Annotated in this window: 24 protein-coding genes; 7 read left to right on the top strand and 17 right to left on the bottom strand. The window is 65.1% G+C overall.

Annotated features, from left to right (window positions below; all coding sequences use genetic code 11):
• Positions 1-9: 9 nt before the first annotated feature.
• From LRA87_RS06630 to gap, 13 genes are all read right to left on the bottom strand, one after another.
• Positions 10-864, bottom strand: coding sequence for an NADH-quinone oxidoreductase subunit C (locus LRA87_RS06630; RefSeq protein ID WP_230630298.1), 855 nt, complete (start codon positions 862-864; stop codon positions 10-12).
• A complete protein-coding gene (locus LRA87_RS06625; RefSeq protein WP_443024844.1) occupies positions 861-1,424 on the bottom strand; it encodes a NuoB/complex I 20 kDa subunit family protein in 564 nt (187 codons plus the stop codon). The genes LRA87_RS06630 and LRA87_RS06625 overlap by 4 nt, the downstream gene beginning before the upstream one ends.
• Complete coding sequence (locus LRA87_RS06620; protein WP_230630296.1) at positions 1,415-1,789, bottom strand: NADH-quinone oxidoreductase subunit A; 375 nt, start codon at positions 1,787-1,789, stop codon at positions 1,415-1,417. Before LRA87_RS06620 ends, LRA87_RS06625 begins: the two co-directional genes overlap by 10 nt.
• Positions 1,790-2,017: 228 nt before the next feature.
• The gene (locus tag LRA87_RS06615) at positions 2,018-2,830 is read right to left on the bottom strand and encodes an inositol monophosphatase family protein (protein ID WP_230630294.1); all 813 of its coding nucleotides are present in this window, start codon (positions 2,828-2,830) and stop codon (positions 2,018-2,020) included.
• Between the two features lie 131 nt (positions 2,831-2,961).
• The gene (efp, locus tag LRA87_RS06610) at positions 2,962-3,525 is read right to left on the bottom strand and encodes an elongation factor P (RefSeq protein WP_230630292.1); all 564 of its coding nucleotides are present in this window, start codon (positions 3,523-3,525) and stop codon (positions 2,962-2,964) included.
• Positions 3,526-3,590: 65 nt separating this feature from the next.
• Positions 3,591-4,145, bottom strand: a complete 555-nt coding sequence (locus tag LRA87_RS06605) for a M23 family metallopeptidase (protein WP_230630291.1) — start codon at positions 4,143-4,145, stop codon at positions 3,591-3,593.
• Between the two features lie 72 nt (positions 4,146-4,217).
• Positions 4,218-4,901 (bottom strand): thiamine phosphate synthase, encoded by a 684-nt coding sequence (gene thiE / locus LRA87_RS06600; protein WP_230630289.1) that lies wholly within the window; start codon positions 4,899-4,901, stop codon positions 4,218-4,220.
• A 56-nt stretch (positions 4,902-4,957) separates the two neighbouring features.
• Positions 4,958-5,878 carry a class I fructose-bisphosphate aldolase gene (locus LRA87_RS06595; RefSeq protein ID WP_230630287.1) on the bottom strand — a complete coding sequence of 307 codons (921 nt, stop codon included), beginning with the start codon at positions 5,876-5,878 and terminating at the stop codon, positions 4,958-4,960.
• Between the two features lie 32 nt (positions 5,879-5,910).
• The gene (locus tag LRA87_RS06590) at positions 5,911-6,237 is read right to left on the bottom strand and encodes a type II toxin-antitoxin system PemK/MazF family toxin (protein ID WP_230630285.1); all 327 of its coding nucleotides are present in this window, start codon (positions 6,235-6,237) and stop codon (positions 5,911-5,913) included.
• Positions 6,228-6,452 (bottom strand): ribbon-helix-helix protein, CopG family, encoded by a 225-nt coding sequence (locus LRA87_RS06585; protein WP_230630283.1) that lies wholly within the window; start codon positions 6,450-6,452, stop codon positions 6,228-6,230. The genes LRA87_RS06590 and LRA87_RS06585 overlap by 10 nt, the downstream gene beginning before the upstream one ends.
• A gap of 139 nt (positions 6,453-6,591) precedes the next feature.
• The gene (locus LRA87_RS06580) at positions 6,592-7,782 is read right to left on the bottom strand and encodes a phosphoglycerate kinase (RefSeq protein WP_230630281.1); all 1,191 of its coding nucleotides are present in this window, start codon (positions 7,780-7,782) and stop codon (positions 6,592-6,594) included.
• Positions 7,783-7,807: 25 nt separating this feature from the next.
• Positions 7,808-8,260 (bottom strand): MOSC domain-containing protein, encoded by a 453-nt coding sequence (locus tag LRA87_RS06575; RefSeq protein ID WP_230630279.1) that lies wholly within the window; start codon positions 8,258-8,260, stop codon positions 7,808-7,810.
• 4 nt (positions 8,261-8,264) lie between these two features.
• On the bottom strand, positions 8,265-9,275 hold the full coding sequence (gap, locus tag LRA87_RS06570) for a type I glyceraldehyde-3-phosphate dehydrogenase (RefSeq protein ID WP_230630277.1): 1,011 nt from the start codon (positions 9,273-9,275) through the stop codon (positions 8,265-8,267).
• 177 nt (positions 9,276-9,452) lie between these two features.
• Here gap and LRA87_RS06565 point away from each other — a divergent pair, with 177 nt between their 5' ends.
• Positions 9,453-9,635 (top strand): hypothetical protein, encoded by a 183-nt coding sequence (locus LRA87_RS06565; RefSeq protein ID WP_230630275.1) that lies wholly within the window; start codon positions 9,453-9,455, stop codon positions 9,633-9,635.
• Positions 9,635-9,943: a cell division protein ZapA gene (locus LRA87_RS06560; RefSeq protein WP_230630273.1), complete on the top strand. Its 309-nt coding sequence runs from the start codon at positions 9,635-9,637 to the stop codon at positions 9,941-9,943. The genes LRA87_RS06565 and LRA87_RS06560 overlap by 1 nt, the downstream gene beginning before the upstream one ends.
• 15 nt (positions 9,944-9,958) lie before the next feature.
• Here LRA87_RS06560 and LRA87_RS06555 read toward each other — a convergent pair whose 3' ends face one another.
• Positions 9,959-10,447, bottom strand: a complete 489-nt coding sequence (locus LRA87_RS06555; RefSeq protein ID WP_230630271.1) for a hypothetical protein — start codon at positions 10,445-10,447, stop codon at positions 9,959-9,961.
• A gap of 243 nt (positions 10,448-10,690) precedes the next feature.
• Here LRA87_RS06555 and LRA87_RS06550 point away from each other — a divergent pair, with 243 nt between their 5' ends.
• Positions 10,691-13,684, top strand: a complete 2,994-nt coding sequence (locus LRA87_RS06550; RefSeq protein WP_230630269.1) for a TonB-dependent receptor domain-containing protein — start codon at positions 10,691-10,693, stop codon at positions 13,682-13,684.
• Positions 13,685-13,783: 99 nt separating this feature from the next.
• Positions 13,784-15,073: an aspartyl/asparaginyl beta-hydroxylase domain-containing protein gene (locus LRA87_RS06545; RefSeq protein WP_230630267.1), complete on the top strand. Its 1,290-nt coding sequence runs from the start codon at positions 13,784-13,786 to the stop codon at positions 15,071-15,073.
• Here the strand turns inward: LRA87_RS06545 and LRA87_RS06540 are convergent.
• Positions 15,052-16,518, bottom strand: coding sequence for a tetratricopeptide repeat-containing sulfotransferase family protein (locus LRA87_RS06540; protein WP_230630265.1), 1,467 nt, complete (start codon positions 16,516-16,518; stop codon positions 15,052-15,054). The two genes, LRA87_RS06545 and LRA87_RS06540, sit on opposite strands and share 22 nt — an antisense overlap.
• 142 nt (positions 16,519-16,660) lie before the next feature.
• Between LRA87_RS06540 and LRA87_RS06535 the strand changes: the two genes are divergently transcribed.
• Positions 16,661-19,042, top strand: a complete 2,382-nt coding sequence (locus tag LRA87_RS06535; protein WP_230630263.1) for a DUF3772 domain-containing protein — start codon at positions 16,661-16,663, stop codon at positions 19,040-19,042.
• A 6-nt stretch (positions 19,043-19,048) separates the two neighbouring features.
• Here LRA87_RS06535 and LRA87_RS06530 read toward each other — a convergent pair whose 3' ends face one another.
• The gene (locus LRA87_RS06530) at positions 19,049-19,654 is read right to left on the bottom strand and encodes a sigma-70 family RNA polymerase sigma factor (RefSeq protein WP_230630261.1); all 606 of its coding nucleotides are present in this window, start codon (positions 19,652-19,654) and stop codon (positions 19,049-19,051) included.
• Between the two features lie 150 nt (positions 19,655-19,804).
• Positions 19,805-20,470, bottom strand: a complete 666-nt coding sequence (locus LRA87_RS06525; protein ID WP_230630259.1) for a TetR/AcrR family transcriptional regulator — start codon at positions 20,468-20,470, stop codon at positions 19,805-19,807.
• A 168-nt stretch (positions 20,471-20,638) separates the two neighbouring features.
• Here LRA87_RS06525 and LRA87_RS06520 point away from each other — a divergent pair, with 168 nt between their 5' ends.
• A complete protein-coding gene (locus LRA87_RS06520) occupies positions 20,639-21,997 on the top strand; it encodes an FAD/NAD(P)-binding protein (protein ID WP_230630257.1) in 1,359 nt (452 codons plus the stop codon).
• 119 nt (positions 21,998-22,116) lie between these two features.
• Positions 22,117-23,223: an S-(hydroxymethyl)glutathione dehydrogenase/class III alcohol dehydrogenase gene (locus LRA87_RS06515; protein WP_230630255.1), complete on the top strand. Its 1,107-nt coding sequence runs from the start codon at positions 22,117-22,119 to the stop codon at positions 23,221-23,223.
• The last annotated feature ends 114 nt before the right edge of the window (positions 23,224-23,337 follow it).

The following is a 23,337-nucleotide window of genomic DNA, read 5'->3' as shown; positions in this document are numbered from 1 at the left end:
CATAGTCGCTCACTGGTTCTGTCCTTCACCCTTGGTCGGCACCACGTCGGCATCGGCGGGCTTCTCAGCCGCCCTGTTGCCCGCGTCAGCCTTGCCCGCACCGGTGTCGGCGGTGCTGTCGGTCGTCGTCTTCGCGTAGGGTTCGCTGCCCGCCTTCGGCGTTTCGGTCGGCGCCCTGGTCGCATCGGCCTTGACGATGTCGTCAGCCTTCAACGGCGTCGGCGCTCCCTTCGCCTCGGGCAAAATGCCCTTTTCGTCGCCCGGCAGGACGTATTGCGCACCCTCCCACGGAGACTGGAAGTCGAAGTTGCGGAAGTCCTGCGCCAGACTGACGGGCTGATAAACGACACGCTTCTGCTCTTCCGAATAGCGCATCTCGACGAAGCCGGAGAGTGGGAAGTCCTTGCGCTGCGGATGGCCGCGGAAACCGTAGTCGGTCAAGATGCGGCGCAGGTCGGCATTGCCGGTGAACAGCACGCCGTACATGTCGTACACTTCGCGCTCCAGCCAGCCGGCGACCGGCCAGATGCCAGTCACCGACGGCACCGGCTTCACGTCGTCGGTCGAAACGTGGACGTGCAGGCGATGGTTTCGCGTCAGCGACAGCAGGCAATAGACGACTTCGAACCGCTCCGGGCGCTCCGGGTAATCGACGCCGGCGATCTCCATCAGCTGCTGGTATTCCAGCCCCGGCGTGTCGCGCAGCTTGGTCAGCGCGTCGACGATAGCCTCGCGCTCGACGTAGAGTGCGACTTCGCCAACCTGTTCGACGGCGTCAATCAACGCCGTGCCGAGCGTGATCCGCACCGCCTCGATCGTTTCGCCGTTGAGGTTCGCCGCATAGGCGGGAGCGGGCGCCCTCACCGTTCGACGCTCCCCTGACGACGGATCTTCCGCTGCAACTGCATGATACCGTACAGCAATGCCTCAGCAGTCGGCGGGCAGCCGGGCACGTAGATGTCGACCGGCACCACGCGATCGCAACCGCGCACGACCGAATAGCTGTAGTGATAATAGCCGCCGCCATTGGCGCAGCTGCCCATCGAGATGACGTATTTCGGCTCCGACATCTGGTCGTAGACCTTGCGCAGAGCCGGCGCCATCTTGTTGCAGAGCGTGCCGGCAACGATCATCACGTCCGACTGCCGCGGCGACGCGCGCGGTGCCGCGCCGAAGCGCTCGAGGTCGTAGCGTGGCATGTTGACGTGGATCATTTCTACGGCGCAGCATGCCAGGCCGAACGTCATCCACCAAAGCGAACCGGTTCGCGCCCATTGGAACAGCTCCTCGGTCGACGTGACGAGGAAGCCCTTGTCGGTCAGTTCACCATTCAGGCTGTCGAAGAACCCCTGATCCGGCGCGATCGCCGTGCCTTCGGGGTTGTTGACCAATCCGATGGGACCGAAGTGTGCCTCTACTCCCAATCCAAAGCTCCCTTCTTCCAGGCATAGACGAGGCCGAGGGCCAATTCGCCGATGAAGATCATCATGGAGATCCATGCGGTCCAGCCGATGCTGAAAACCGAGACTGCCCAAGGATATAGGAACGCGGCTTCGAGATCGAAGATGATGAACAGGATGGCGATCAGATAAAATCGCACATCGAACTGGCTGCGCGGATCCTCGAACGCGGGAAAGCCGCATTCATATTCCGACAGCTTCTGTTCGTTGGGCTTGTTCGTGCCGGTCAGCTTGGCGACGGCCATGGGCAGGAACACGAAGGTGCTCGACAGCGCCAGGGCGACACCCAGGAACAGCAGGATTGGCAGGTATTGGGACAGATCGACCAATGGGCTTCTCGCAAGTGCGAAGGATGTGGGGTCGCTTTAGGCCCGTGGGGTGGGACGGGCAAGGCCGGGAGGGTGTGAGAATCACTCGCAATTAAGCAAGAGTGAATGACCGACACGGCTCGCCCCTGCCCTCACCCTATCGCCGTCTTCGCCGTCTCTTCCCTCTCCCGTCGGGAGAGGGAGGGAGGCGCGAAGCGCCGGAAGGGTGAGGAAAGCAGTTGGCGGCGATCAGCGCAGCGCGCCGGCCACCAGCTTGTGCAGCTTGACGTGCAGGCCGTCGTTGGCGGCGAGGAACTCGTTCCGCTCCATCGCGCGGTCGCTGCCGCGGAAGTCGGTGACGTAGCCGCCCGCCTCTTTCACGAGCAGCATGCCCGCAGCAACATCCCAGGGTTTGAGGCCCGATTCCCAATAGCCGTCGAAACGACCGGCCGCGACCCATGCCAGATCGAGTGATGCCGCGCCGAAACGGCGGATGCCGGCGACTTCCGGTGCGATCGCACCGAAAATGCGGCTCCATTCGACGAAATTGCCGTGGCCGAGGAACGGGATTCCCGTGGCGATCAGCGCCTCGGACATGTCCCGGCGGGCCGACACGCGCAGACGCTGGTCGGTCAGCCACGCCCCCCGGCCCTTTTCGGCCCAGAAACTCTCGTCGGTCAGCGGCTGATAGACGAGCGCGGTCGTGATCTCGCGCTTGCCCGCCGGGGTCGCCTCCTCGACCGCGATCGAAATCGCGAAATGCGGGATGCCGTGGAGGAAGTTGGACGTGCCATCCAGCGGGTCGATGATGAAGCGCGGTTTGTCGGGATCGCCCGCGACCTCGCCACCCTCCTCCATCAGGAAGCCCCAGTCGGGACGCGCGCGGCTCAGTTCCTCGTACAGCGTCTGCTCGGCGCGCTTGTCGGCGATCGACACGAAGTCGGCCGGGCCCTTGCGGCTGACCTGGAGGTGCTGGACCTCGTTGAAGTCGCGGCGCAGCGCCGTGCCGGCCTTGCGGGCGGCGCGTTCGATGACGGTGAAGAGGCCGGAATGGCTGGGCATTTTGCAGCTTTCTAGCCCCTCCCCTTCAGGGGAGGGGTTGGGGTGGGGAAGTCGGGAGTGGAGAGACACAGCAGCTGCGCCGCACTGCCCCACCCCAACCCCTCCCCCGAGGGGGAGGGGCTATAGACGGATCAATCCGCGCGGCGGACGTACGTCTGTTCGTACACGTCGACGACGATCTTCGTGCCCGCGCCGATATGCGGCGGCACCATCACGCGGACGCCGTTGTCGAGGATCGCGGGCTTGTAGCTGGACGAGGCGGTCTGACCCTTCACGACTGCATCGGCCTCGACGATCATCGCCTCGATCGTGCTCGGCAGTTCGACCGAGATCGGGCGCTCGTCGTACAATTCGAGCACGACGTCCATGCCGTCCTGCAGGAACGCCGCGGCATCGCCGAGAATGCCGGCATCGAGCGTGATCTGTTCGTAATTGTCCTTGTCCATGAACGTCAGCGCTTCGCCGTCGCGGAACAGGAACTGGAAATCCTTGGTGTCGAGGCGGACCCGTTCGACGCTTTCGGCGGAGCGGAAGCGGACGTTGTTCTTGCGACCGTCGATCAGGTTCTTCAGCTCGACCTGCATGTACGCACCGCCCTTGCCGGGCTGCGTGTGCTGGATCTTGACGGCGCGCCAGATGCCGCCCTCATATTCGATGATGTTGCCGGGACGGATGTCCACGCCGCTGATCTTCATGGTCTGAACCTGCTGGAAAGAGCGATTGCGGCACGCGGGTCACGCGCACCTCGATGCGACGCCCTTTATCGCGTGGACCCGCGGGCGGCAAGCATCGGGTAGGGATTCACATCCTCGCCTTGGTACCAGCGTTGCTGCGGGCGCATCCGCTGCATTCCGAAATGCAGGTGATAGTTGCCGGGTCCGGCGTCTCCGGTGTCACCGACGAAAGCGATCTGCTGACCGATGCTGACCTTCTGTCCTTCTCGCAGACCCGGAGCATAACCGGCGAGATGTGCATAATAATAAATCCAGAGCCGATCGGCAGACCGGATGTAGACGGTGGTTCCGCCGAGATTAGACTGGAACAGCTTTTCGACCGTGCCCGAGGCCGCCGCGAGGACGGGCGTGCCGCCAGGCGCGAGGATGTCGGTGCCATGATGGCCGCGCGTGCCGCCGCCGCGAGGATCGTTCCAGCTATCGACGAGCGCCGCACGGGTTACACCGGCGACGGGGATGGTCAGTATACCGGCATCGTCCGCGGGTAACGGCGCAATGCTCTCGGCGCGCGGACCGACGGGCTGGCGAGACGCGGTGCCAAAGCTGGTCATTGACAGGAATGCGGCAATGACCAGCATCATGCCGATCAGAATGGCCCAGCCCAGCCGCGTCACACGCGCCGGCCCGTCATCGTGGTTGCAGTGGGAACGCGATCATCCGCCCAATACATCACCGAAGGCCCTCACTGCCTCCGCTTCATCGCCGCCCCATACTGCACCACAGACTGCGAGGAAGTCGGCGCCCGCGGCCACCAGCGGCGGCGCGTTGACCGGCGTGATCCCGCCGATCGCGACGCTGGGCAGTTCGAACATCGATGCCCACCACGACAGGATCGAGGGGTCGGGCTGGTGTTTCACGGTCTTGGTCGTCGTCGGGAAGAACGCTCCGAACGCCACATAATCCGCGCTCCCCTCGCCTGCCTCCATCGCCAGATGACGGCTGTCGTGACAGGTCACGCCGATCTGCACGTCCGGCCCCAGACTATCGCGCGCCTCGCGCGGATCGCCGTCGCCCTGACCCAGATGTACGCCATCCGCGCCGAGCCGCTTGGCGAGCGCGATACTGTCGTTGACGATGAACGCGACCTCCCGGTCGGCACATATCCGTTGCAAAGGCTCGGCCAGCGCCGCGGCGGCATGCTGGTCCACGTCCTTGATGCGGAACTGGAAAGCGGCGACCGGCCCGGCATCGAGCGCCCGCGCCAGCCGGTCGGCGAATGCGCCGGTCACGTCGAGCGGGGAGATCAGGTACAATTGGCACGGCGGCCGGCGATCGCTGCGCCGGAAATGTTCGGCAAAGGCGGGATCGAGCGGGCCGAGGGGATCGTCTTCAGTCATTGCTGCCCCCTACAGCCAACACCGCCCCGGCGAAAGCCGGGGCAGTGTCGTATCGATCAGGCCGCTTCACCCTTGTAGATCGCGATGATCTTCTCGAGCATCGCGAGCGCATCCTCGCGGCTGCGCTGGAAGGTGTTGCGGCCGATGATCGAGCCGTTGCCGCCACCGGCCAGGATGTCGCGCGCATCCTGATAGACCGCATCGTTGCCCTTGGCCGCGCCACCCGAGAAAACGACGATGCGACGGCCGGCGAAGCTCGACTGGACGACGTGCTTGACGCGATCCGCCTGGTTCGACCAGTCGGTGCCCTCATAGGCCTTCTTGGCTTCGGCCTGTTCGATGTGCGCGGTCGGCAGCTTCACCTTGATGATGTGCGCGCCGAGCAGCGCCGCCATGTGTGCGGCATAGGCGCCGACGTCGAGTGCCAGTTCGCCGTCCTTCGACAGCTTGCCGCCACGCGGATAGCTCCAGATGACGGTGGCGATGCCGACCGATCTCGCTTCTTCGGACAGTTCGCGAATCTCTTCCATCTGTTCGAAAATGCCGTCCGAACCCGGATAGATGGTGAAGCCGATCGCCGCGCAGCCTAGGCGCAGGGCGTCGCCGACGCTGGCGGTCACCGCCTGATCGATGCTGGTAGCCCAGCTGTTCGAGCTGTTGACCTTGAGGATCGTCGGGATCTGGCCGGCGAACGTGTCCGCCCCCGCTTCGAGCGGACCGAGCGGCGCGGCATAGGCCGACAGGCCGGCGTCGACCGCGATCTGATAGTGATAGTGCGGATCGTAGGCGGGGGGATTGACTGCGAACGAGCGTGCCGGGCCGTGCTCGAAGCCTTGGTCTACCGGCAGGATGACGAGCTTGCCGGTGCCGCCAAGCTTGCCCTGCATCAGGATGCGGGCGAGGTTGCCCTTTACCGCGGGGCTGGTGGCTTCGTACTTGTCGAGGATGGCTTTTACGGCGGGTGTGACGGTCGTCATGGGGTTCGCTCCTTGGGGTTCGTATCTGGGTATCAGAGCATCAGCCAGCGCCGCAGCGCCTGGTCGATCTGCTCCATCCGGGTGGGGCTGGCGTGGCCGATCACCGCGGCGATCCGGTCGCGCGCAACGCTGGTGACGCGGTCGACCTGCACCTCGCATTCCGCGGTCAGGCCATTGTGTTCACGTGGCGACATCGCGACACGGAACAGCGCCTCGCCGCCCATGATGCTGGTCAGCGGACAGACGGTGATCGTCGCATGGGTGGCGTTGAACAGGTCGGACTGGACGACGACGCACGGCCTCTGGGGCGCGCCATCGGGGCCGTCGACCAGCACGATGCCGCCATGCTTCACTTCCACGCGGCGGCGTCCTGCCAAAAAACGCTGTCGTCGGCGGATTCGCGTCCGGAGGCGCGCGTCGACTGCCGCCGCGCTTCGCGCCGATATGCCTCGTCATGCAGGTCGACATAGCGGCGCACCGCCTCGCGCGCGATATCGCTCTTACTGCGGCCCTGCGTGCGCGCAACCGCGGCAAGTCGCTCTTCCAACTCTGTGTCGAGACGCACTCCGAGCATGCAGGCTCCTGTTTAACGCGTTTAACATACTGACGGGCGGCGGGGTGCGCAAGCGGCAACCGGACACGAAAACACCCGCACTTCCCGGTGGAAGCACGGGTGTTTGGCTGTCTGTGTTACAAGCCGTGCTACAAAGGCGTCAGCCTATCAGTGCGGCGACGCCCGGCAAGTCCTTGCCCTCCATCCATTCGAGGAACGCACCGCCCGCCGTGGATACGAAGGTGAAGCGATCCGCCACGCCGGCCTGGTTCAGCGCCGCAACGGTATCGCCGCCGCCCGCGACCGAAACGAGGCTGCCGTCCTGTGTCAGCGCCGCCGCCGTCCGGGCGAGGCTGACCGTCGCGATGTCGAACGGCGGCGTTTCGAACGCACCCATCGGGCCGTTCCAGACGAGCGTGCGGCAGTTCTTGAGCACATCCCCCAATGCCTCGACGGCGCTAGGACCGACATCGAGGATCATCTCGTCCTCGGCGACTTCGTGCACGTTGACGGTGCGGACGGGCGGGTTGGCGCGGAATTCCTTCGCCACCACCACGTCGTAGGGCAGATGGACGGTGCAGTTCGCCTTGTCGGCCGCCTCCAGGATCTCGTCCGCCGTGTTGGTAAGGTTGTGCTCGCATAGCGACTTGCCGACGTTCACCCCGCGCGCGGCAAGAAAGGTATTGGCCATGCCCCCGCCGATGATGAGGTGGTCGACGCGCGTGACGAGATGCTTGAGCACGTCGAGCTTGGTCGACACCTTCGCGCCGCCCACCACCGCCGCGACCGGATGCTCCGGCTTGCCGAGCGCCTGCTCCAGTGCGTCGAGTTCGGCCTCCATCGCGCGGCCGGCGAAGGCGGGCAATACCCTGGCCAGACCCTCGGTCGAGGCATGGGCACGGTGGGCGGCGGAAAAGGCGTCGTTGACGTACAGATCGCCCAGTTTGGCGAAGCGTGCGACCACCGCAGGATCGTTCTTTTCCTCGCCGCCGAAGAAACGCGTGTTCTCGAGGATCGCGATATCGCCGGGCTGCAACGTGGCGACCGCGTCCTCGGCCCCTTCCCAGTCGATGTAGCGGACCTCGCGGCCGAGCACGTGGGCATAGGGTCTTGCGAGCATCGACAGCGACATGTCCGCGCTCGGCACGCCCTTCGGTCGACCGAAATGCGCGAGGATCAGCACGATCGCGCCGCGATCGGCGAGTTCGGTGACGGTCGGCAGCGTGGCGCGCAGCCTTGTGTCGTCGGTGACCGCCCCGTCCGCCATCGGCACGTTCAGATCCTCGCGGACCAGCACCCGCTTGCCGTTGATCTCACCCATATCGTCTAGCGTCTTGAAGGGCTTGGTCACGTCGTCTTCCTTCGTATCTGAAATGTCAGGGGAGTATCGTCACCGTGTCGCCGATCGCGATCCGCCCGGCGGCCCTTACTCGCGTACAGGCCCCGCCGCGCCAATCGGGGGTCAGCGCTGCCTTCAACCCCGTGGCGATCGTTTCCATACGGCTGCACGGATCGCATTCGACGGTAATCTCGAATTCGGCGCTGCCGATCGCCACGCGAATACCCGGCACCTGCGGGATGTCGATCCCGTCGAGCAGCAGGTTCACGCGCCGCTCCTGCCACGGAATCGTATGGCCCAGCTCGGCCATCGCCGCGTCCCAGTCGACGCGCTCCATCATCGTGACCTGCCGCTTGCCGCGCCCGCCCGGCTTCACCGCGCCGCGGAAGTCGCCTTGCAGGCCGCCGTCGAGCGTTACGTCGACGGCCTTGAGCAATTCCATCGGCGCCTTGGGAAAGGCGTGCCGGGCGATGCCGACCAGCACGCCCATATGCTTAGAGGAAGCTCGCCATCACGGTCGCGGTATCGACCATGCGGTTCGAAAAGCCCCATTCGTTGTCGTACCAGCTGACGACGCGCACCAGCTTGCCGTCGAGCACCGCGGTCTCCAGGCTGTCGACCGTCGACGACTGCGGGGTATGCATCAGGTCGATCGAGACGAGCGGCTCGTCCGAAAACACCAGCACGCCCTTCAGCGGGCCGCTCTCGGCCGCGGCCTTCAGGATGGCGTTGACCTCGTCACGCGTCGTGTCGCGCTTGGGCGTGAAGGTCAGGTCGATCAGGCTGACGTCCGGCACCGGCACGCGGATCGCCGAACCGTCCAGCTTGCCCTTCAGTTCGGGCAGGACTTCGCCGACCGCACGGGCGGCACCGGTGGTGGTCGGGATCATCGACATCGCGGCGGCACGGGCGCGGCGCAGGTCCGGATGGATCTGGTCGAGGATCTTCTGATCGTTGGTATAGGCGTGGACCGTGGTCATCAGGCCGCGTTCGATACCGATCGCATCGTTCAACACCTTGGCGACGGGCGCGAGGCAGTTCGTCGTGCACGATGCGTTCGACACGATCGTGTGATCGGCGGTCAGCTTGTCGTGGTTGACGCCATAGACGACGGTCAGGTCGACGCCCTTGCCGGGTGCCGAGATCAGCACCTTCTTGGCGCCGGCATCGATGTGCTTCTGGCAGGCGACGTTGTCGGTGAAGAAGCCGGTGCATTCCAGCACCAGATCGACGCCCAGTTCCTTGTGCGGCAGGTTGGCAGGATCGCGCTCTGCGGTGACGCGGATGCGCTTGCCGTCGATGACGAGATCGTTGCCCTCCGCGATGACGGTGCCGGGATATTTGCCGTGGACGCTGTCGCGGCTGAAGAGCCAGGCGTTCGACTTGGCGTCGGCAAGGTCGTTGATCGCGACCAGCTCGAGTTCGCTGGAATTGCGCTCGATGATCGCGCGCGCCACCAGGCGGCCGATGCGTCCGAAGCCGTTGATCGCAACCTTCACCGTCATTGTGGCTCTCCTCGCGTGGGATTGTACGTGCGCGACAGATATGGGGCCGCGCCGGGCGGGCAAGCCTTTGCGAGGGGGCGCCCTGTCCTGTCAACCGCGCGTTCGTCGCGTCGGCGGGATTGCGGGTCATCGCAACGCGTCTTGCCGCCCACCGTTTGCACGCTTACCTCGTTGCGCATGGCCGAAAATTCTACTGCCGTCGATCGGATCGACGCCGCGATCGCCCGTATCGAATCCGCTATCGATGCCCGCGCAAAAGCAGGCGACGCGCTGGCGCGGCGGCATGCCGCGCTGAAGGCACGAATGGCCGAGGCGGTCAGTGCGCTTGATGACGTCATCGCGCGCGGCACGGCATCCTGATGGCCAACGTCACGCTCGATCTCGGCGGCCGTCCGCACACGGTCGCCTGCCGCGACGGCGAAGAAGCGCGGCTGCAACAGCTCGGCCGCATGCTGGAGGATCGCTGGCCCACGGCATTGCGCGCGGCGGGCGGCGTTCCAAGCGAACGGGCGATGCTGTTCGTGGCGCTGATGCTGGCGGACGCACTCGACGATATCCAGCAACGGCCGCCCGAGGGCGCTGTCGTCAGCGAACCGGCACTGGCCCGTATCGCCGATCGCCTCGAAGCGCTGGCGGATGCGCTGGAGCACGCACCGCCGGCGGCATGACGGCGTCCCGTCGGGTCAGCGCAGCCGCCTGACACGTACCGACCGCCGTCCCGGCGCGGTCGCGATATAGCTTCCCAGCGATCCCGCCTTGATCGACACCACGTCGCCACGCCGGGGTGACAGCATCGATTGTTCGGTCGTCTCCCACAGCCCGCCGCCGTCGAGAGCGAAGCGAACGAGGCCGCCGGGCAACGGCGAAGAGGACGTCATCGTACCGACCAGCTGCTTCAGCTGATCGTCGCCTTCACCATCCCCGAACAGCCTGATCGACGGCAGCGAAAATCCGAACAGCGACCGCTTCGCCTGCTGCACCTCGCCGCGATCGAGCACCACGATCGATTTGTCGCGACGTGCCTCGACCACCGCCGCCGCGGTCCGGTCGAAACAGGCAAGCCTGGCCTCCGCGGACGGGATCGTCCGACAGCCCGCCAGTTCGTCGATCAATTTGGGGGTTCCGCCGCCCAGCGCCTGGGCCGCAACCAGCCCGATCATCCACATCGTCATGCCGTTTCACCCGATCTCACTAAGCAGCAGTGTCGGCCGTGCGTGGCATGGAAGCAACCCTGCCAAGACGGTCCCCGCGCAAACTGTTGCACCACAGCAACTACCTTGATCCAAATCGTTGCACTGCGACACATGGCCATTGCGGCCCCATCCTTGCCCTGCTCTAACCGGTCACAGAACCGGGTGGTTAACATCCGGCAGAACCGCCGGTCTTCAGGGACGGCAACAGGGGTTTTTGACCATATGACGTCACGTTTTCGTACGCGCCTGCTGAACACGAGCCTGTTCGTCGGCGCCGCAATGGCTGCAACCCCCGCCCTGGCGCAGGTCACTCCCGCGACGCAGGAGACGCAGCAGACGTCGACCGATCCCAATACGCCCCCGCCGGCCACCGAAGGCCAGGACATCGTCGTTACGGGCACGCTGATCAGCAACCCGAACCTCGTCTCGTCGAGCCCCGTCAGCGTGGTGTCCGAGAACGAACTGACGCTGCGTAACATCAACAACGTCGAGCAGGTCATCCGCGAACTGCCCGGCGCCGTTCCCGGAATCGGTGCCGCCGTCAACAACGGCAACGGCGGCTTCGCGAGCATCAACCTTCGCAATCTCGGCGAGCAGCGCAATCTGGTGCTGATCGACGGTGATCGCATCGTCCCGGCGGCATCCGGCGGCACGGTCGATCTCAACAACATCCCCGTCGCATTGTTGCAGCGCGTCGACGTGCTGACCGGCGGTGCATCGACCAGCTACGGCGCCGATGCCGTCGCGGGTGTCGCCAACTTCATCACCAAGAAGAATTTTGCCGGTTTCGAGGCTTCGGCGAGCCAGCAGATCAGCGAGCGCGGCGACGCGAACTATCTGCGCGCCGACGTGACGATCGGTGCCAATTTCGACGACGGTCGCGGTAACGCAGTGCTGAGCATCGGCTATCAGGAAGCCGACCCGCTGTATCAGGGCAAGCGCGACGAATCGGTCTTCACGATCGGCTCGACCAACGGCGTCGCTTCCGGTGCGTCGCCGACGTCGGTGCCGACCGGCGTCGATTTCGGCAATGGCCAGGGCCAGCTGCAGCTGAACCCCGGCAACACGGCGCTCGTCGCGGCCTATGCGCCTTTCAACTTCAGCCCGTACAATATCTTCCAGACGCCGTTCAAGCGCTACAATATGTTCGCTCAGGCGAATTATGAGATTTCGGACAATCTGGAAGTCTACACGCGCGGTCTGTTCTCCAAGAACACTGTCCAGACGATCATTGCGCCGTCGGGCATCTTCGCCGAATCGCTGACGATCCCGGGCTTCAACCCATATCTGTCGACGACCCTGCGCGACCAGATCTGCACGCTCAACAACATCGCGATCGGCGCGGCCTGCAACACCAACGCCGCGATCCCGCTGCCGGCGGTGTACCGTCGTACGGTTGAAGTCGGCCCGCGTGTCTCCGAATACACCACGCAGGTCTTCGACTATAAGGCCGGCTTGCGGCTCCGCTTCTCCGATCATGTGAAGCTGGACGTATCGGGCAGCTATGGCGAAAACGACCTCAACCAGACCCAGTCCGGCTACGTCCTGCGGTCGCGCGTGCAGCAGGCGCTGAACGCCAACAACACGACGACCTGCCTCGTGACGACGAACAACTGCGTTCCGCTCAACCTGTTCGGCCAGGCCGGCTCGATTTCGTCCGCTCAGGCCGGCTTCCTGAACGGCCAGAGCACGATCCAGATCAAGACGGCGCTTTCCCAGGCGAAGGCCGTCCTGAACGGCGACTTCGGCACGACGATCCCGAGCGCGAGCGAGCCGATCGCATTCGCCGCGGGTGCGGAATATCGCAAGTATACCTACCGCCGCATTCCGGATGCCTTTGCGCTGTCGCCGGGCGAGCTTGGTGGTGCCGGTGGTGCGATCCTGCCGTTCGCAGGCAGCTACGACGTGAAGGAAGCCTTCGGCGAAATCATCGCGCCGCTGGTCGCCGACAAGCCGTTCTTCTACTCGCTGACCCTCGAAGGCGGCGTCCGCTATTCGCAGTATCAGGTTCAGGCGGCGAACAACCCGAGCTTCAACGCCACCACCTTCAAGGGCGGCGCGACCTGGGAGCCGTTCAAGGAACTGAAGTTCCGCGGCAACTACCAGCGTGCGGTACGTGCGCCGAACATCGCGGAACTGTTCACGCCCTCGGTGACGGCACTCGACAACCTGTCCACCGATCCGTGCGCGGGTACGGCACCGGTCGGCAATGCGAACCTGACGCTCGCCTGCCGCAATCAGGGCGCGCCGGCTTCCTCGATCGGTCTCATCCTGACGCCGGCTTCCGGTCAGGTGAACGTGACGGGTGGTGGCAATCCCAACATCCGGCCGGAAACCGCCAACACCTACACCCTCGGCGTCCTCATCCAGCCGCGTGGTCTGGTGCCGGGGCTGAGTGTCGGGCTCGATTACTTCAACATCAAGGTGGAGAACGCGATCACGTCGGCGACGCCGAACGATATCCTCGCCAACTGCTTCGGCGCGACGCCGGGTTCGATCACCGCGGCGCAGGCTGCATCGGCGGCCTGCACCTCGATCCGTCGTAGCACCACGAACGGTCGTCTCAGCGGTTCGACCGCCACGGTGGCCGGCCTGCCGCAGCCGCTCACCAACAACGGCCGCCTGGCGACCGACGGTATCGACCTGACCGCCAACTATGCGCACGACTTCGGCGACTTCGGTCTTGACGTCGGCTTCCAGGGCACCTGGACCGCGCATCGTTACTTCCGTGCGTCGGAGACGGCCTACAACCGCGACTGCATCGGCTATTACAGCGTCAACTGCGCGTCGATCCAGCCGGAATACCAGTGGAACCAGCGTACCAGCCTGTCCTTCGGGCCCGGCACGTTGTCGCTGCTGTGGCGTCACATCGGTGCGGTCCAGTACGAGGGTCAGGCAACGGACTTCGCGGCACGCGGCTTCACCGCTGCTAACCGCAACCTGTTCAACGGAACCGTCACCGGACCCAGCCCGGTCGCGGGCAAGGCCTATAACTTCAACCGTATCGGCGCGTACAATTACTTCGACTTGTCTGCGCAGTTCGAGGTCAACGAGAACCTGACGCTCACCTTCTCGGGTCGCAACATCGGCGACAAGAAGCCTCCGATCGTCGGCTCGTCGGCCGGTGCCACCGCTTTCAACAGCGGCAACACCTATCCGTCGACCTATGACGTCGTCGGTCGCAACTACAGCGTATCGGGTAAGCTGCGCTTCTAGGCGCCGCTCGCGATGTGACGACTTGAAAGGGGCGGCCTGCGGGCTGCCCCTTTTTTTTCGAACCGCTCTGCCCACCGGTTTCAAGGACCATCGAACGGCATGTCACAGTCCTCAGGTGCGATCCCCTCCTCGGCCGACTTGCAACGCTACGTCACGGCGGCGCTGGACGCGCGTCGACGCGGTGACGCTGCGGAGGAACGACGGCACCTCGACGCTGCGTTGGCGATCGAACCGGCGAACCCGCAACTGCTCAACGCGCGCGGCATGTGTGCGCTCGCGATGAACGACGCCGCAGACGCCCGTGCCCGATTCCAGGCGGCGACTGCGAGCGACCCGGACCAGCCGATCCTGTGGATCAATCTCGCCACTGCGTGTCGGTCGTTGAATGACGATACCGGGGAAGAGGCGAGCCTCGATCACGCGCTGGCGATCGACCGGCTCAACCTGACCGCGCAGATCAGGCTGGCCGATCTGCACCAGCGCCTGCACCGCACGATACGGGCTGTGCAGAGTTGGTCCAATGTCGTTCAGATGATCGCGCCCATGACGGATCGGTCCCCGGCGCTGGAGGACGCACTGACCCGTGGCCGGACCTATCTCGCTGCGCAAACATCGGCGTTGGGCGAGACATTGTCGGCCACGCTCGGCGACGCGATTACTGCTGCCGGTCCCGACGCTCGGCGCGTGACGGCATGTCTCGACAACCTGCTGGGCCGCCGACGCATCTATCCGAACGTCTGCGCCGGCCTCCATGTCCCGTTCCTGCCAGCCGACGAGTTCTTCGATCCACGGCTGTTTCCGTGGTTCGGTGCGCTCGAACGCCAGACGGATGCGATCCGCGCAGAGGCGCTATCACTCGTCGAACGCGGCGTGCCGGGTATCCGCCCGTACGTCCGTCAGGACGCGGGCGTACCACCAAACCAATGGTCCGCGCTCGACAACAATCTGGACTGGAGTGCCTGTTTTCTGTGGGAATATGGCGTACGCGACGATGCGATATGCGCGTTATGCCCGCAGACGGCAGCAGCACTGGCGGCAATCCCGCAGAACGACAGCCCGGGCAAGGCACCCACCGCCTTCTTCTCCATCCTGCGACCACACGCGCATATCCCGGCGCATACCGGGGTCACCAACAGCCGCACGATCATACACCTGCCGCTGGTGGTGCCGGACGATTGCCGCTTTCGGGTCGGCGGCGAAACGCGACGCTGGCAGGAAGGCCGCGCCTTCGGGTTCGACGATACGATCGAACACGAAGCTTGGAACGACAGCGACGCGTCACGGATCGTACTCATCTTCGACGTATGGAACCCGCATCTGACGGCACAGGAACAAGCCATGCTGAAAGAGGTGTTCCGCATAACGGGTCAGGGCGTCGACGAGGCTTGATCTGGGCGATTGTCTCCCAGCGGTCCGAACCGCGTTTCCAACGGCTCCCGGTAATGCCGCCATCGGCCTGACGAGCGGGAATGCAGCCGCTGCCGCACCTGCCATACGCTGGCCGTGCGCACCATATTGGTCGCAGCCTCCGGCATCAGCACTGCATCTTCCCACGCGAGGCCGCAGAATTGCAGGAGCGCTGCGATCGTCGGCTCGGGATCACGAACCAGCGCATCGTATGAGATGTCATGGATATCCCCCGGATACGTCGCGCGCCAATACGCCATGAGCCGGCCATATTGGTCCAGCCAATGGGCGATATCCTCCAGGTCGCGACCGTAGCTCACGCTATCGTCGAAATAGTTGAAGTATACCGACAGCATCGTGTCGAAACGGTCACGCACCGTGTGAACGATACGCGCGCCGGGGAACAGGCGCTTGATCAGCCCGATGTGGAGAAAATTGTCGGGGCGCTTGTCGGTCAGCAAATCAGCACCGGGATGAAGATCGCGTACCTCCGCAAGATACGCGTCGCGCAACGTCGCACTCTGCTCATCGGACATGACGGCCAAGACTTCGGGATAGCCCGGCAGCGTCGCAGCGATCGACGTCAGGATATCCAGTTCGCCGCCGCTGGCGACGCGGCTGTGCCGGGACAGAATCTGTTCGACCAGGGTCGAACCCGACCGGAACATGCCGCAGATAAAGATCGGCGATGATCCGTTGCCGCGTGGCTCGGGGGTGGGCGGTGTCGCGACGAGCCGGTCGACATATGCCGCGTGCCGAGCGCGATCGTACCGGTGTTGCGGCGGTGCCATCGTCGATGCCGCGCGATTCGCTGCGGCAAAGCACGCGAACGCCTCGTCGTACCGGCCTGCGGCATCATGCGCAGCGCCGAGCGCGAAGCCGATCTCGGCCGTATCGGGAAGGGCCGGCGCGGCCGAAGCGAGCACGGACTGCAATCGCGGGATCGATGCGTCGCCCCGCCCCTCGAACAGATCGATCGCCGCCAGTCTGGCGTGCGCCCGACCGTTCGCAGGATCGATCGCCAACACCTGCCCATAGCTGTGCCGCGCGGCCGCCGCGTCTCCGCGATCCTCCAGCAGATTGCCGAGGTTCAGCCATGCGGGCACGAACCCGGGCGCGATCGCCAGCGCAAGGCGTAGTTCCGTCTCGGCATCGCCGTCGCGCTCGCGGAACTCCGACAGGATGACGGCGCGGTTGAGATGGACCTCCTCGGGATGGTCGATACCGGCGCCCAAGGCCTGTCCGTAAGCCGAGAGCGCGTCGTCGAAGCGGCGAACGCAGCGCAGGAGGTAGCCCAGATTATACCAGGAGACGGGGTCGCCGGGCGAAAGAGCGAGCAGATCGTGGAACGCAAGGATGCCGTCTTCCAACCGCCCGTCGGCAAGCGCGCGATCGGCCCGTCGTCGCAATTCGAGGATCGTCGTCATCTGCCGGTCTTGCGTCCGTCCGGACCGGCGAACAAGTCCGGTCGCAACACGTAATCGACCGGCGCCCCGCATCACCCTCGCTTTCACGACCGCTTGTCCCTAGTCGTACGGCGAGATCGAACGGGACGGTGACGGGGCGACGATGGCACGGTGGCGGCAGTTCTGGATCGGGCTTCTGGCGATGCTCGCCTGCGCCCTGCCCGCCACGGCACAGCCTTCGCCGACCGACACCGCATCGCGGACGCTGGTGACGGCGGAAATAGACCTCAACGCCGTCGATCGTGCACTGGACTCGCGCATTGATCGGGATGCACGTGCCACACTGCGCGAACGTGCGCTGACAGCGCAGGGCAACGCCAGGGATGCCGCGGACCAGCTTCGTACCCAGCTTGCGTTGATCGATGCACGGATCGCCGGGCTGGGGCCCCCGGTCGCCGGCGTCGTCGAAGCGGCGGATATCCGGGTGGAACGGCGTGACCTTGCGCAGGCGCGCAGCTCGCTCGATTCCAAGGTCAAGCGCGGCCAGTTGATCGCGGTGGAAGCGGGGCAGCTCGTCGCCGAGATCGACCAGACGCAAGCGGCGGAGATCGGCCAGCGTATCTCGGTCCGTGCACCGTCGCCGCTATCTCCGCGCTTCTGGAGCGAACTGTTCGCCGCCATCCCGCGCGATGCGCGCCGGGTATCGGTCTTTATGCAGCGGGAATGGAGGCAGGCGGATGCCGGCCTGCGCGGCAGCTTTCCCTGGGGTGCTCCGCTAGGCGTACTGGTAGCAATAGTGCTACTGTTCCCCGTTCGACAGGCGTTGCGCGGCGCCGGTCAGCGCTACCTGATCGCCGACGCGCCCGGACATCGCGTACGGCGCTCGGTCAACGCACTGTGGAGGGTGCTGACCGGCACGGCGATGCCCACGATCGCTGCTTTCCTCTTCGTGCAGGGACTGCGTTGGTCGGCACTGCTGTCGCCGGCATGGAACACGCTGGCCGACACACTTGTGATCGCCAGTGGCTTCGCGGGCTTCATCGCGTCGTTGGGGGCGGCCTTTCTAATGGCCAGCCAGCCGTCCTGGCGGCTGGTTCCGCTCAGTGATCAAGCTGCGACGGCATTGCGGCCCGTGCCCTGGGCCTTTGCCACGTTGACGTTCGTCGTGTTCCTGCTCGGTGCGTTCAACACCGCGGTCGGAGCAAGCGGCGCGGCGCTGCTCGCGACGCAGGTGGTCGAAGTGGTCGTGCACCTGCTGTTGATCGGCGGTACCTTGCTGATCGTCGGGCGATTGCGAACACTCGAGGCCGCCGACGGCGAGAGCGATGCCGAAGCCGCGACGAGTGCCGGCGTGGGCGCGATCACGCTGACGCTATGGCTGGTGGTGACCGGTGCGGCGCTCGCGCTGCTGGCGGGATATGTCGGCTTTGCAATCGTCGTGATGCAATTCGTCATCTGGGCGACGCTGCTGGCGATCTCCACGTTCCTGCTGATGATCGTCATCGACGATTCGGCGACCAGTCTGTTCCAGCGCAACAGCCGCGCCGGGCTGACGCTACGCCACGGCCTCGGCATCGGCGCGAGCGCGATCGATCAATTCGGCGTATTGCTGTCCGCGGTATTGCGACTTGCGATCATCGTCGTGGCGCTGGGCTTGATGGTCTACCCGTTCGGCGCCGGCTTCGGATCGTTCCTCGACCGCGTCGGCGGTCTGGCCCGCGGCGTCGAGATCGGCGGCATAGCGATATCCCCAGGCACGATCGTCCGCTTCGTCGCCGTACTGGCGCTGGGCCTGTTTCTCGTCCGCCAATTCACCGGCTGGCTGGATCGCCGCTATCTGCCGAGCACCGACCTCGACGGATCGGTCCGCAACTCGATCCGGCTGGTAGCGCGTTACATTGCCATCGCACTCGCCATCGTGTGGTCGCTCGCCTCGCTCGGAATTGGGATGGAGCGGATCGCGCTGCTGCTGTCGGCGCTGTCCGTCGGCATCGGCTTCGGCTTGCAGGCGATCACCCAGAATTTCGTATCGGGACTGATCCTGCTGGCGGAGCGACCGATCAAGATCGGTGACCTGATCCGTGTCGGCACCGATGAGGGCGACGTCAAGAAGATCAGCGTACGTTCGACGGAAATCGAACTCGGCGATCATTCGACCTTGATCGTGCCGAATTCGGAACTCATCACCAAGTCCGTTCTCAACAAGACGCTGGCGAACCCATTGGGTCGCGTGCAAATCCAGTTTTCGGTGCCGATCTCCAGCGACGCCGATCGCGTGCGCGAACTGGTTCTGTCCACGTTTGCGGATGAGGCGACGGTGCTCGATGTGCCAGCACCGGCGGTGCTGATCGACGGCATCGCCGACGGCCGCATCCTGTTCAACTGCATGGCGCATGTCGCGTCACCGCGCGTGTCCGGCGAGGCGCGCAGCAACGTGCTGCTCGTCCTGCTGCGCCGCATCCACGAGGCAGGCATCGAGCTGGGCACCGTACCGCAGCGGCTGGAGTTGGTCACGCCGCCTCCGGGTCGCCGCGATGACGACTGACCCCGTTCAGCCGATCATGCGCGTCCCGGCCTGTTTCCATGCGAGATAGCGTTCGCTGGATGCCGCCGGGGTAGCCGAATCGCTTTCAGCAGGCGCCGCGGTTCCGGTCAGCAATTCGACCACCGCGACCCGGGCGCGGAACACGCGGCTGCGTACCGTTCCCATCGGCACACCCAGCCGCGAGGCCGCCTCTTCGTACGAGAGCCCTTCGTGCGCGACCAGCATCAGCGCTTCGGCCTGACCGGGCGTGATGCTGCCGAGCGCCGTATCGAGATCTGCCAGCATAACGCCGGATTCCTGATCCGCCGGCGTCGTGAGCCGATCGTCGTCAAGGTCGGGGTTCCACGACACATTGCGCACGTTGCGGCGCCGGTCGCTGAGAAACAAGTTGCGCAAGATCCGGAACAGCCAGGCGCGAAAATTGGTGCCGGGCTGGAATCGGGTGCGGGCCGCCCATGCGCGGGTCATCGTTTCCTGTACGAGATCGTCACCGTCGCCCTGATCGCGCGTCAGATGCCGGGCATAGCGGCGAAGAGCCGGCAGCACCCCGTTTATGGCAGACACGAAACCCCGTTCCGAAAGGACGTCGTACGAGGAGGCGGCAATCGTCATGGTGGTGCTTATCGATCGAAAACAGGAAACGCGACGACGCGCATGCGCGTGGCCATGCAAAAGCCGATCAGGCGTCTCGCCCGTCCCGCTCGTGCATCGTCAACCGATACAATACGGCTTGGTTCCTTTATTTTTGATGCACCGCAGCATTTATTTCATGCCGTACAGGGTCAGAAAGGCATCGAACCGGGCGGCAAAAGCCCGGTCCTCGCATAGACCATCGAGCGCCAAATGCGGATCGAGGCTGGCGCGCAACCGGTTCACCGGGCCGCTGAGCAGATCGAACAGCATATGCGCCATCTGTTCGGCATCGCCGGATCGGAGCAGCTCGCGTTGCTGTGCCCGGACGATAGCACAGGTCATCGGTGCCATCAGCATCGCATGCCAATGCCGCTGACGGCGTGCGAACTCCGCATCGGTGAGCGATGCATGATTGATGAAGATGGCCAGTCCCATATTCTCCGGCTTCAGCAGCATCGCGAACAGGTGCCGGGCAAACGCCCGCAACCCCTCGACCGGCTCCGGCGCGGTCCCGGCAGTATCCGAGGCAAACGCATGCAATTGTGCCATCTTGTGCTGGATCGCGGCATCGATCAACGCGTCCTTGCTCGGGAAGCGACGATAGATCGTCTGTTTGGTCACGCCGATGTCCTGCGCCAGCGCGTCGATCGACAGGGTGGCGTACCGTGCGTCGCGCAGTGCGTCGATCGTGCGATCGAGGATCATAACCTCGATCGCCTGTGCCTCTTCACGGCTCGGGCGCCCCGCCCGACGCTGGGGCAGCTCGGTCAAGATCGTCGCACGCTGGTCTGTCATGTGCGTGATGTTCGCAGGTGATCCGGGAAAAGCAACACGGAGCGGCATTCGCATATGCCCGCTGAATGTGCCGTGTCCGCGCTGCGGCATTGCCGCGTACGCGTCCACCCACTACCGGCGGGCAGACCCGGAAGCGAAGGAACGGATGTGGCGTCGAACCGCGTTGACATGGCAGCCGGCGATCACGTCGTCATCATCGGTGGCGGTTTTTCGGGAACGCTGCTCGCGATCAACCTGCTGCGTCACGACGGACCCCGCGCCACCCTGATCGAACGCAGGGCCGCGCAAATGGCGCGCGGCGTCGCCTATAGCGCGGCGCACAACGAACATCTGCTGAACGTTCGCGCTGGCAACATGAGCGCGTTCCCGGACGATCCAGGCCATTTCGTCCGCTGGCTCGAAAGCCTGGATATGGGCGACGCCGGAACGTTCGTATCGCGCCGCGTCTATGGCACCTATCTGCGCGAGATGCTGGATGACGCCGCCGCGTCGCACGGCGACCGGCTGACGCTGATCGATGCAACGGTCACCGATCTGACGCGGGATGCGTCGGGTATCGTGGCGACGACCGGGGACGGACGCCGCATCGCCGCCGACGTCGCGGTGCTCGCCGTCGGCAATCTGCCACCCCATACCCCGCCGGGACTGGATCCCGACGCGTTGCCGAACGGCTGCTATCGCGCCGATCCCTGGGCGGGCGACATCGCCGACGGGCTGGGCGACAACGATCGCGTCGTACTGGTCGGCACCGGACTGACCGCGATCGATGCGGCGCTGATGCTCGACGCAGCAGGTTTCCGCGGGCCGATCCTCGCCATCTCGCGGCGCGGGCTGGTGCCACGCGCGCATGCCGATGCGCCGGGCCGGCCCGGCCTTCGCGAAAAACCCGCCGGCGAAGCCTCTGCATTGGTCCGCTCCGTCCGCACCCGCGCTGCCGACATCGGCTGGAGGGCGGCGGTCGACGAATTACGGCCGATGACGCAGATCATATGGGGCGCGGCGGACGGCATCATGAGAGGGCGCTTCCTGCGCCATTTGCGACCCTATTGGGATGTCCACCGGCATCGACTCGCGCCCAGGATCGCCGCCCGTATCGATCGGTTGCGCGATGACGGACGCCTGCAATTCGCGGCGGGCAAGCTGGTGTCGGCGGCAAGCGATGGCGACGGTGCGATGCTGTGCTGGCGACCGCGTGGCTCGGATGCGGTGGAGACGGTACGGGTGGCCCGCATCGTCAATTGCACCGGGCCGCAGGGAGACCTGCTGCGATCGGACGAGCCCCTGCTGCAACGCCTGCTCGCCGACGGCATGATCCGCCCGGATGCATTGCGGATCGGACTGGACGTCGATGCCCAATCGCGGGTGATCGACCGGTCCGGCCAAGTGGACGAGCGGATGTATTGCATCGGCCCGATGACGCGCGGCGGGTTATGGGAGGTGGTGGCGGTGCCGGATATCCGCCAGCAGAACTGGACGCTCGCCCGCCGCCTCGCCCACGCGCAATGGGTGGGTGGCGAGGGATTGTGACTCGCCCCACCCCGCCGAACCGAGGCCACCTGTCGATCTGGCGAAACGCCACCGCTTGCTACCGATAGCGATCAGGCGGTAGTCGCGACGCGCCTGTAGATGACCGGAGCCTGCCTATCATGAAGACCCGCGCCGCCGTCGCGTTCGCCGCGAAGCAGCCGCTCGAGATCGTCGAGCTGGACCTCGAAGGCCCGAAGGCCGGGGAGGTGCTGGTCGAAATCATGGCGACCGGCATCTGCCACACCGATGCCTATACGCTGGACGGCCTCGATAGCGAGGGGCTGTTTCCCAGCGTCCTCGGCCACGAAGGGGCAGGAATCGTGCGCGAGATCGGCGCGGGCGTCACCAGCGTCGCGATCGGCGATCACGTCATTCCGCTCTACACGCCCGAGTGCCGCCAGTGTAAGTCGTGCCTCAGCCAGAAGACCAACCTGTGCACCGCGATCCGCGCGACGCAGGGCAAGGGGCTGATGCCCGACGGCACGACCCGGTTCAGCTACAAGGGGCAGCCGATCTTCCATTACATGGGCTGTTCGACCTTCTCGAACTTCACCGTGCTGCCGGAGATCGCGGTGGCCAACATCCGCAAGGACGCTCCGTTCGATACCAGCTGCTACGTCGGCTGCGGCGTGACGACCGGCGTCGGCGCGGTGGTCAATACCGCCAAGGTGCAGGTCGGCGATACCGTCGTGGTGTTCGGGCTCGGCGGCATCGGCCTGAACGTCATTCAGGGCGCGAAGCTGGCCGGCGCAAAGATGATCGTCGGCGTCGACATCAACCCGGACCGCGAGGAGTGGGGTCGCCGCTTCGGCATGACGCACTTCGCCAATCCGCGCGATGTCGGCGATATCGTCCAGCATATCGTTGCGCTGACCGATGGCGGGGCGGATTATTCATTCGACGCGACGGGCAACACCGATGTGATGCGACAGGCGCTGGAATGCTGCCACCGCGGCTGGGGCACTTCGGTCATCATCGGCGTCGCCGAGGCCGGCAAGGAAATAAGCACCCGCCCGTTCCAGCTGGTGACGGGGCGCAACTGGCGCGGCACCGCGTTCGGCGGTGCCCGCGGACGGACCGACACGCCCAAGATCGTCGACTGGTATATGGACGGCATGATCCAGATCGATCCGATGATCACGCACCGGCTGACGCTGGACGAGATCAACAAGGGGTTCGACCTGATGCATGCGGGTGGAAGTATCCGCAGCGTCGTGATCTACTGAACGCCCGCCCGCTCTCCGGATGCCCGGCACTTGTTCGCTGGCTCGCCTCACGGCAAGGAACACGCAAGGGCAAGATCGAAACCGGGGTGGCCCAATTGCCCGTGCGCCACCCCG

Source organism: Sphingomonas sp. Leaf37 (genome assembly GCF_920939475.1).
Taxonomy (GTDB): domain Bacteria; phylum Pseudomonadota; class Alphaproteobacteria; order Sphingomonadales; family Sphingomonadaceae; genus Sphingomonas.
This window is presented reverse-complemented; position numbering and strand designations above follow the sequence as displayed.

What these genes read in the sequence shown, in the direction of transcription:
- LRA87_RS06615 (WP_230630294.1), bottom strand. Translation starts at nt 2,830, where the DNA reads ATGCCCAGCCATTCCGGCCTCTTCACCGTCATCGAACGCGCCGCCCGC.
- efp (WP_230630292.1), bottom strand. Translation starts at nt 3,525, where the DNA reads ATGAAGATCAGCGGCGTGGACATCCGTCCCGGCAACATCATCGAATAT.
- LRA87_RS06605 (WP_230630291.1), bottom strand. Translation starts at nt 4,145, where the DNA reads ATGATGCTGGTCATTGCCGCATTCCTGTCAATGACCAGCTTTGGCACC.
- thiE (WP_230630289.1), bottom strand. Translation starts at nt 4,901, where the DNA reads ATGACTGAAGACGATCCCCTCGGCCCGCTCGATCCCGCCTTTGCCGAA.
- LRA87_RS06595 (WP_230630287.1), bottom strand. Translation starts at nt 5,878, where the DNA reads ATGACGACCGTCACACCCGCCGTAAAAGCCATCCTCGACAAGTACGAA.
- LRA87_RS06585 (WP_230630283.1), bottom strand. Translation starts at nt 6,452, where the DNA reads ATGCTCGGAGTGCGTCTCGACACAGAGTTGGAAGAGCGACTTGCCGCG.
- LRA87_RS06575 (WP_230630279.1), bottom strand. Translation starts at nt 8,260, where the DNA reads ATGGGCGTGCTGGTCGGCATCGCCCGGCACGCCTTTCCCAAGGCGCCG.
- gap (WP_230630277.1), bottom strand. Translation starts at nt 9,275, where the DNA reads ATGACGGTGAAGGTTGCGATCAACGGCTTCGGACGCATCGGCCGCCTG.
- LRA87_RS06565 (WP_230630275.1), top strand. Translation starts at nt 9,453, where the DNA reads ATGGCCGAAAATTCTACTGCCGTCGATCGGATCGACGCCGCGATCGCC.
- LRA87_RS06560 (WP_230630273.1), top strand. Translation starts at nt 9,635, where the DNA reads ATGGCCAACGTCACGCTCGATCTCGGCGGCCGTCCGCACACGGTCGCC.
- LRA87_RS06555 (WP_230630271.1), bottom strand. Translation starts at nt 10,447, where the DNA reads ATGACGATGTGGATGATCGGGCTGGTTGCGGCCCAGGCGCTGGGCGGC.
- LRA87_RS06550 (WP_230630269.1), top strand. Translation starts at nt 10,691, where the DNA reads ATGACGTCACGTTTTCGTACGCGCCTGCTGAACACGAGCCTGTTCGTC.
- LRA87_RS06545 (WP_230630267.1), top strand. Translation starts at nt 13,784, where the DNA reads ATGTCACAGTCCTCAGGTGCGATCCCCTCCTCGGCCGACTTGCAACGC.
- LRA87_RS06540 (WP_230630265.1), bottom strand. Translation starts at nt 16,518, where the DNA reads ATGACGACGATCCTCGAATTGCGACGACGGGCCGATCGCGCGCTTGCC.
- LRA87_RS06535 (WP_230630263.1), top strand. Translation starts at nt 16,661, where the DNA reads ATGGCACGGTGGCGGCAGTTCTGGATCGGGCTTCTGGCGATGCTCGCC.
- LRA87_RS06530 (WP_230630261.1), bottom strand. Translation starts at nt 19,654, where the DNA reads ATGACGATTGCCGCCTCCTCGTACGACGTCCTTTCGGAACGGGGTTTC.
- LRA87_RS06525 (WP_230630259.1), bottom strand. Translation starts at nt 20,470, where the DNA reads ATGACAGACCAGCGTGCGACGATCTTGACCGAGCTGCCCCAGCGTCGG.
- LRA87_RS06520 (WP_230630257.1), top strand. Translation starts at nt 20,639, where the DNA reads ATGGCAGCCGGCGATCACGTCGTCATCATCGGTGGCGGTTTTTCGGGA.
- LRA87_RS06515 (WP_230630255.1), top strand. Translation starts at nt 22,117, where the DNA reads ATGAAGACCCGCGCCGCCGTCGCGTTCGCCGCGAAGCAGCCGCTCGAG.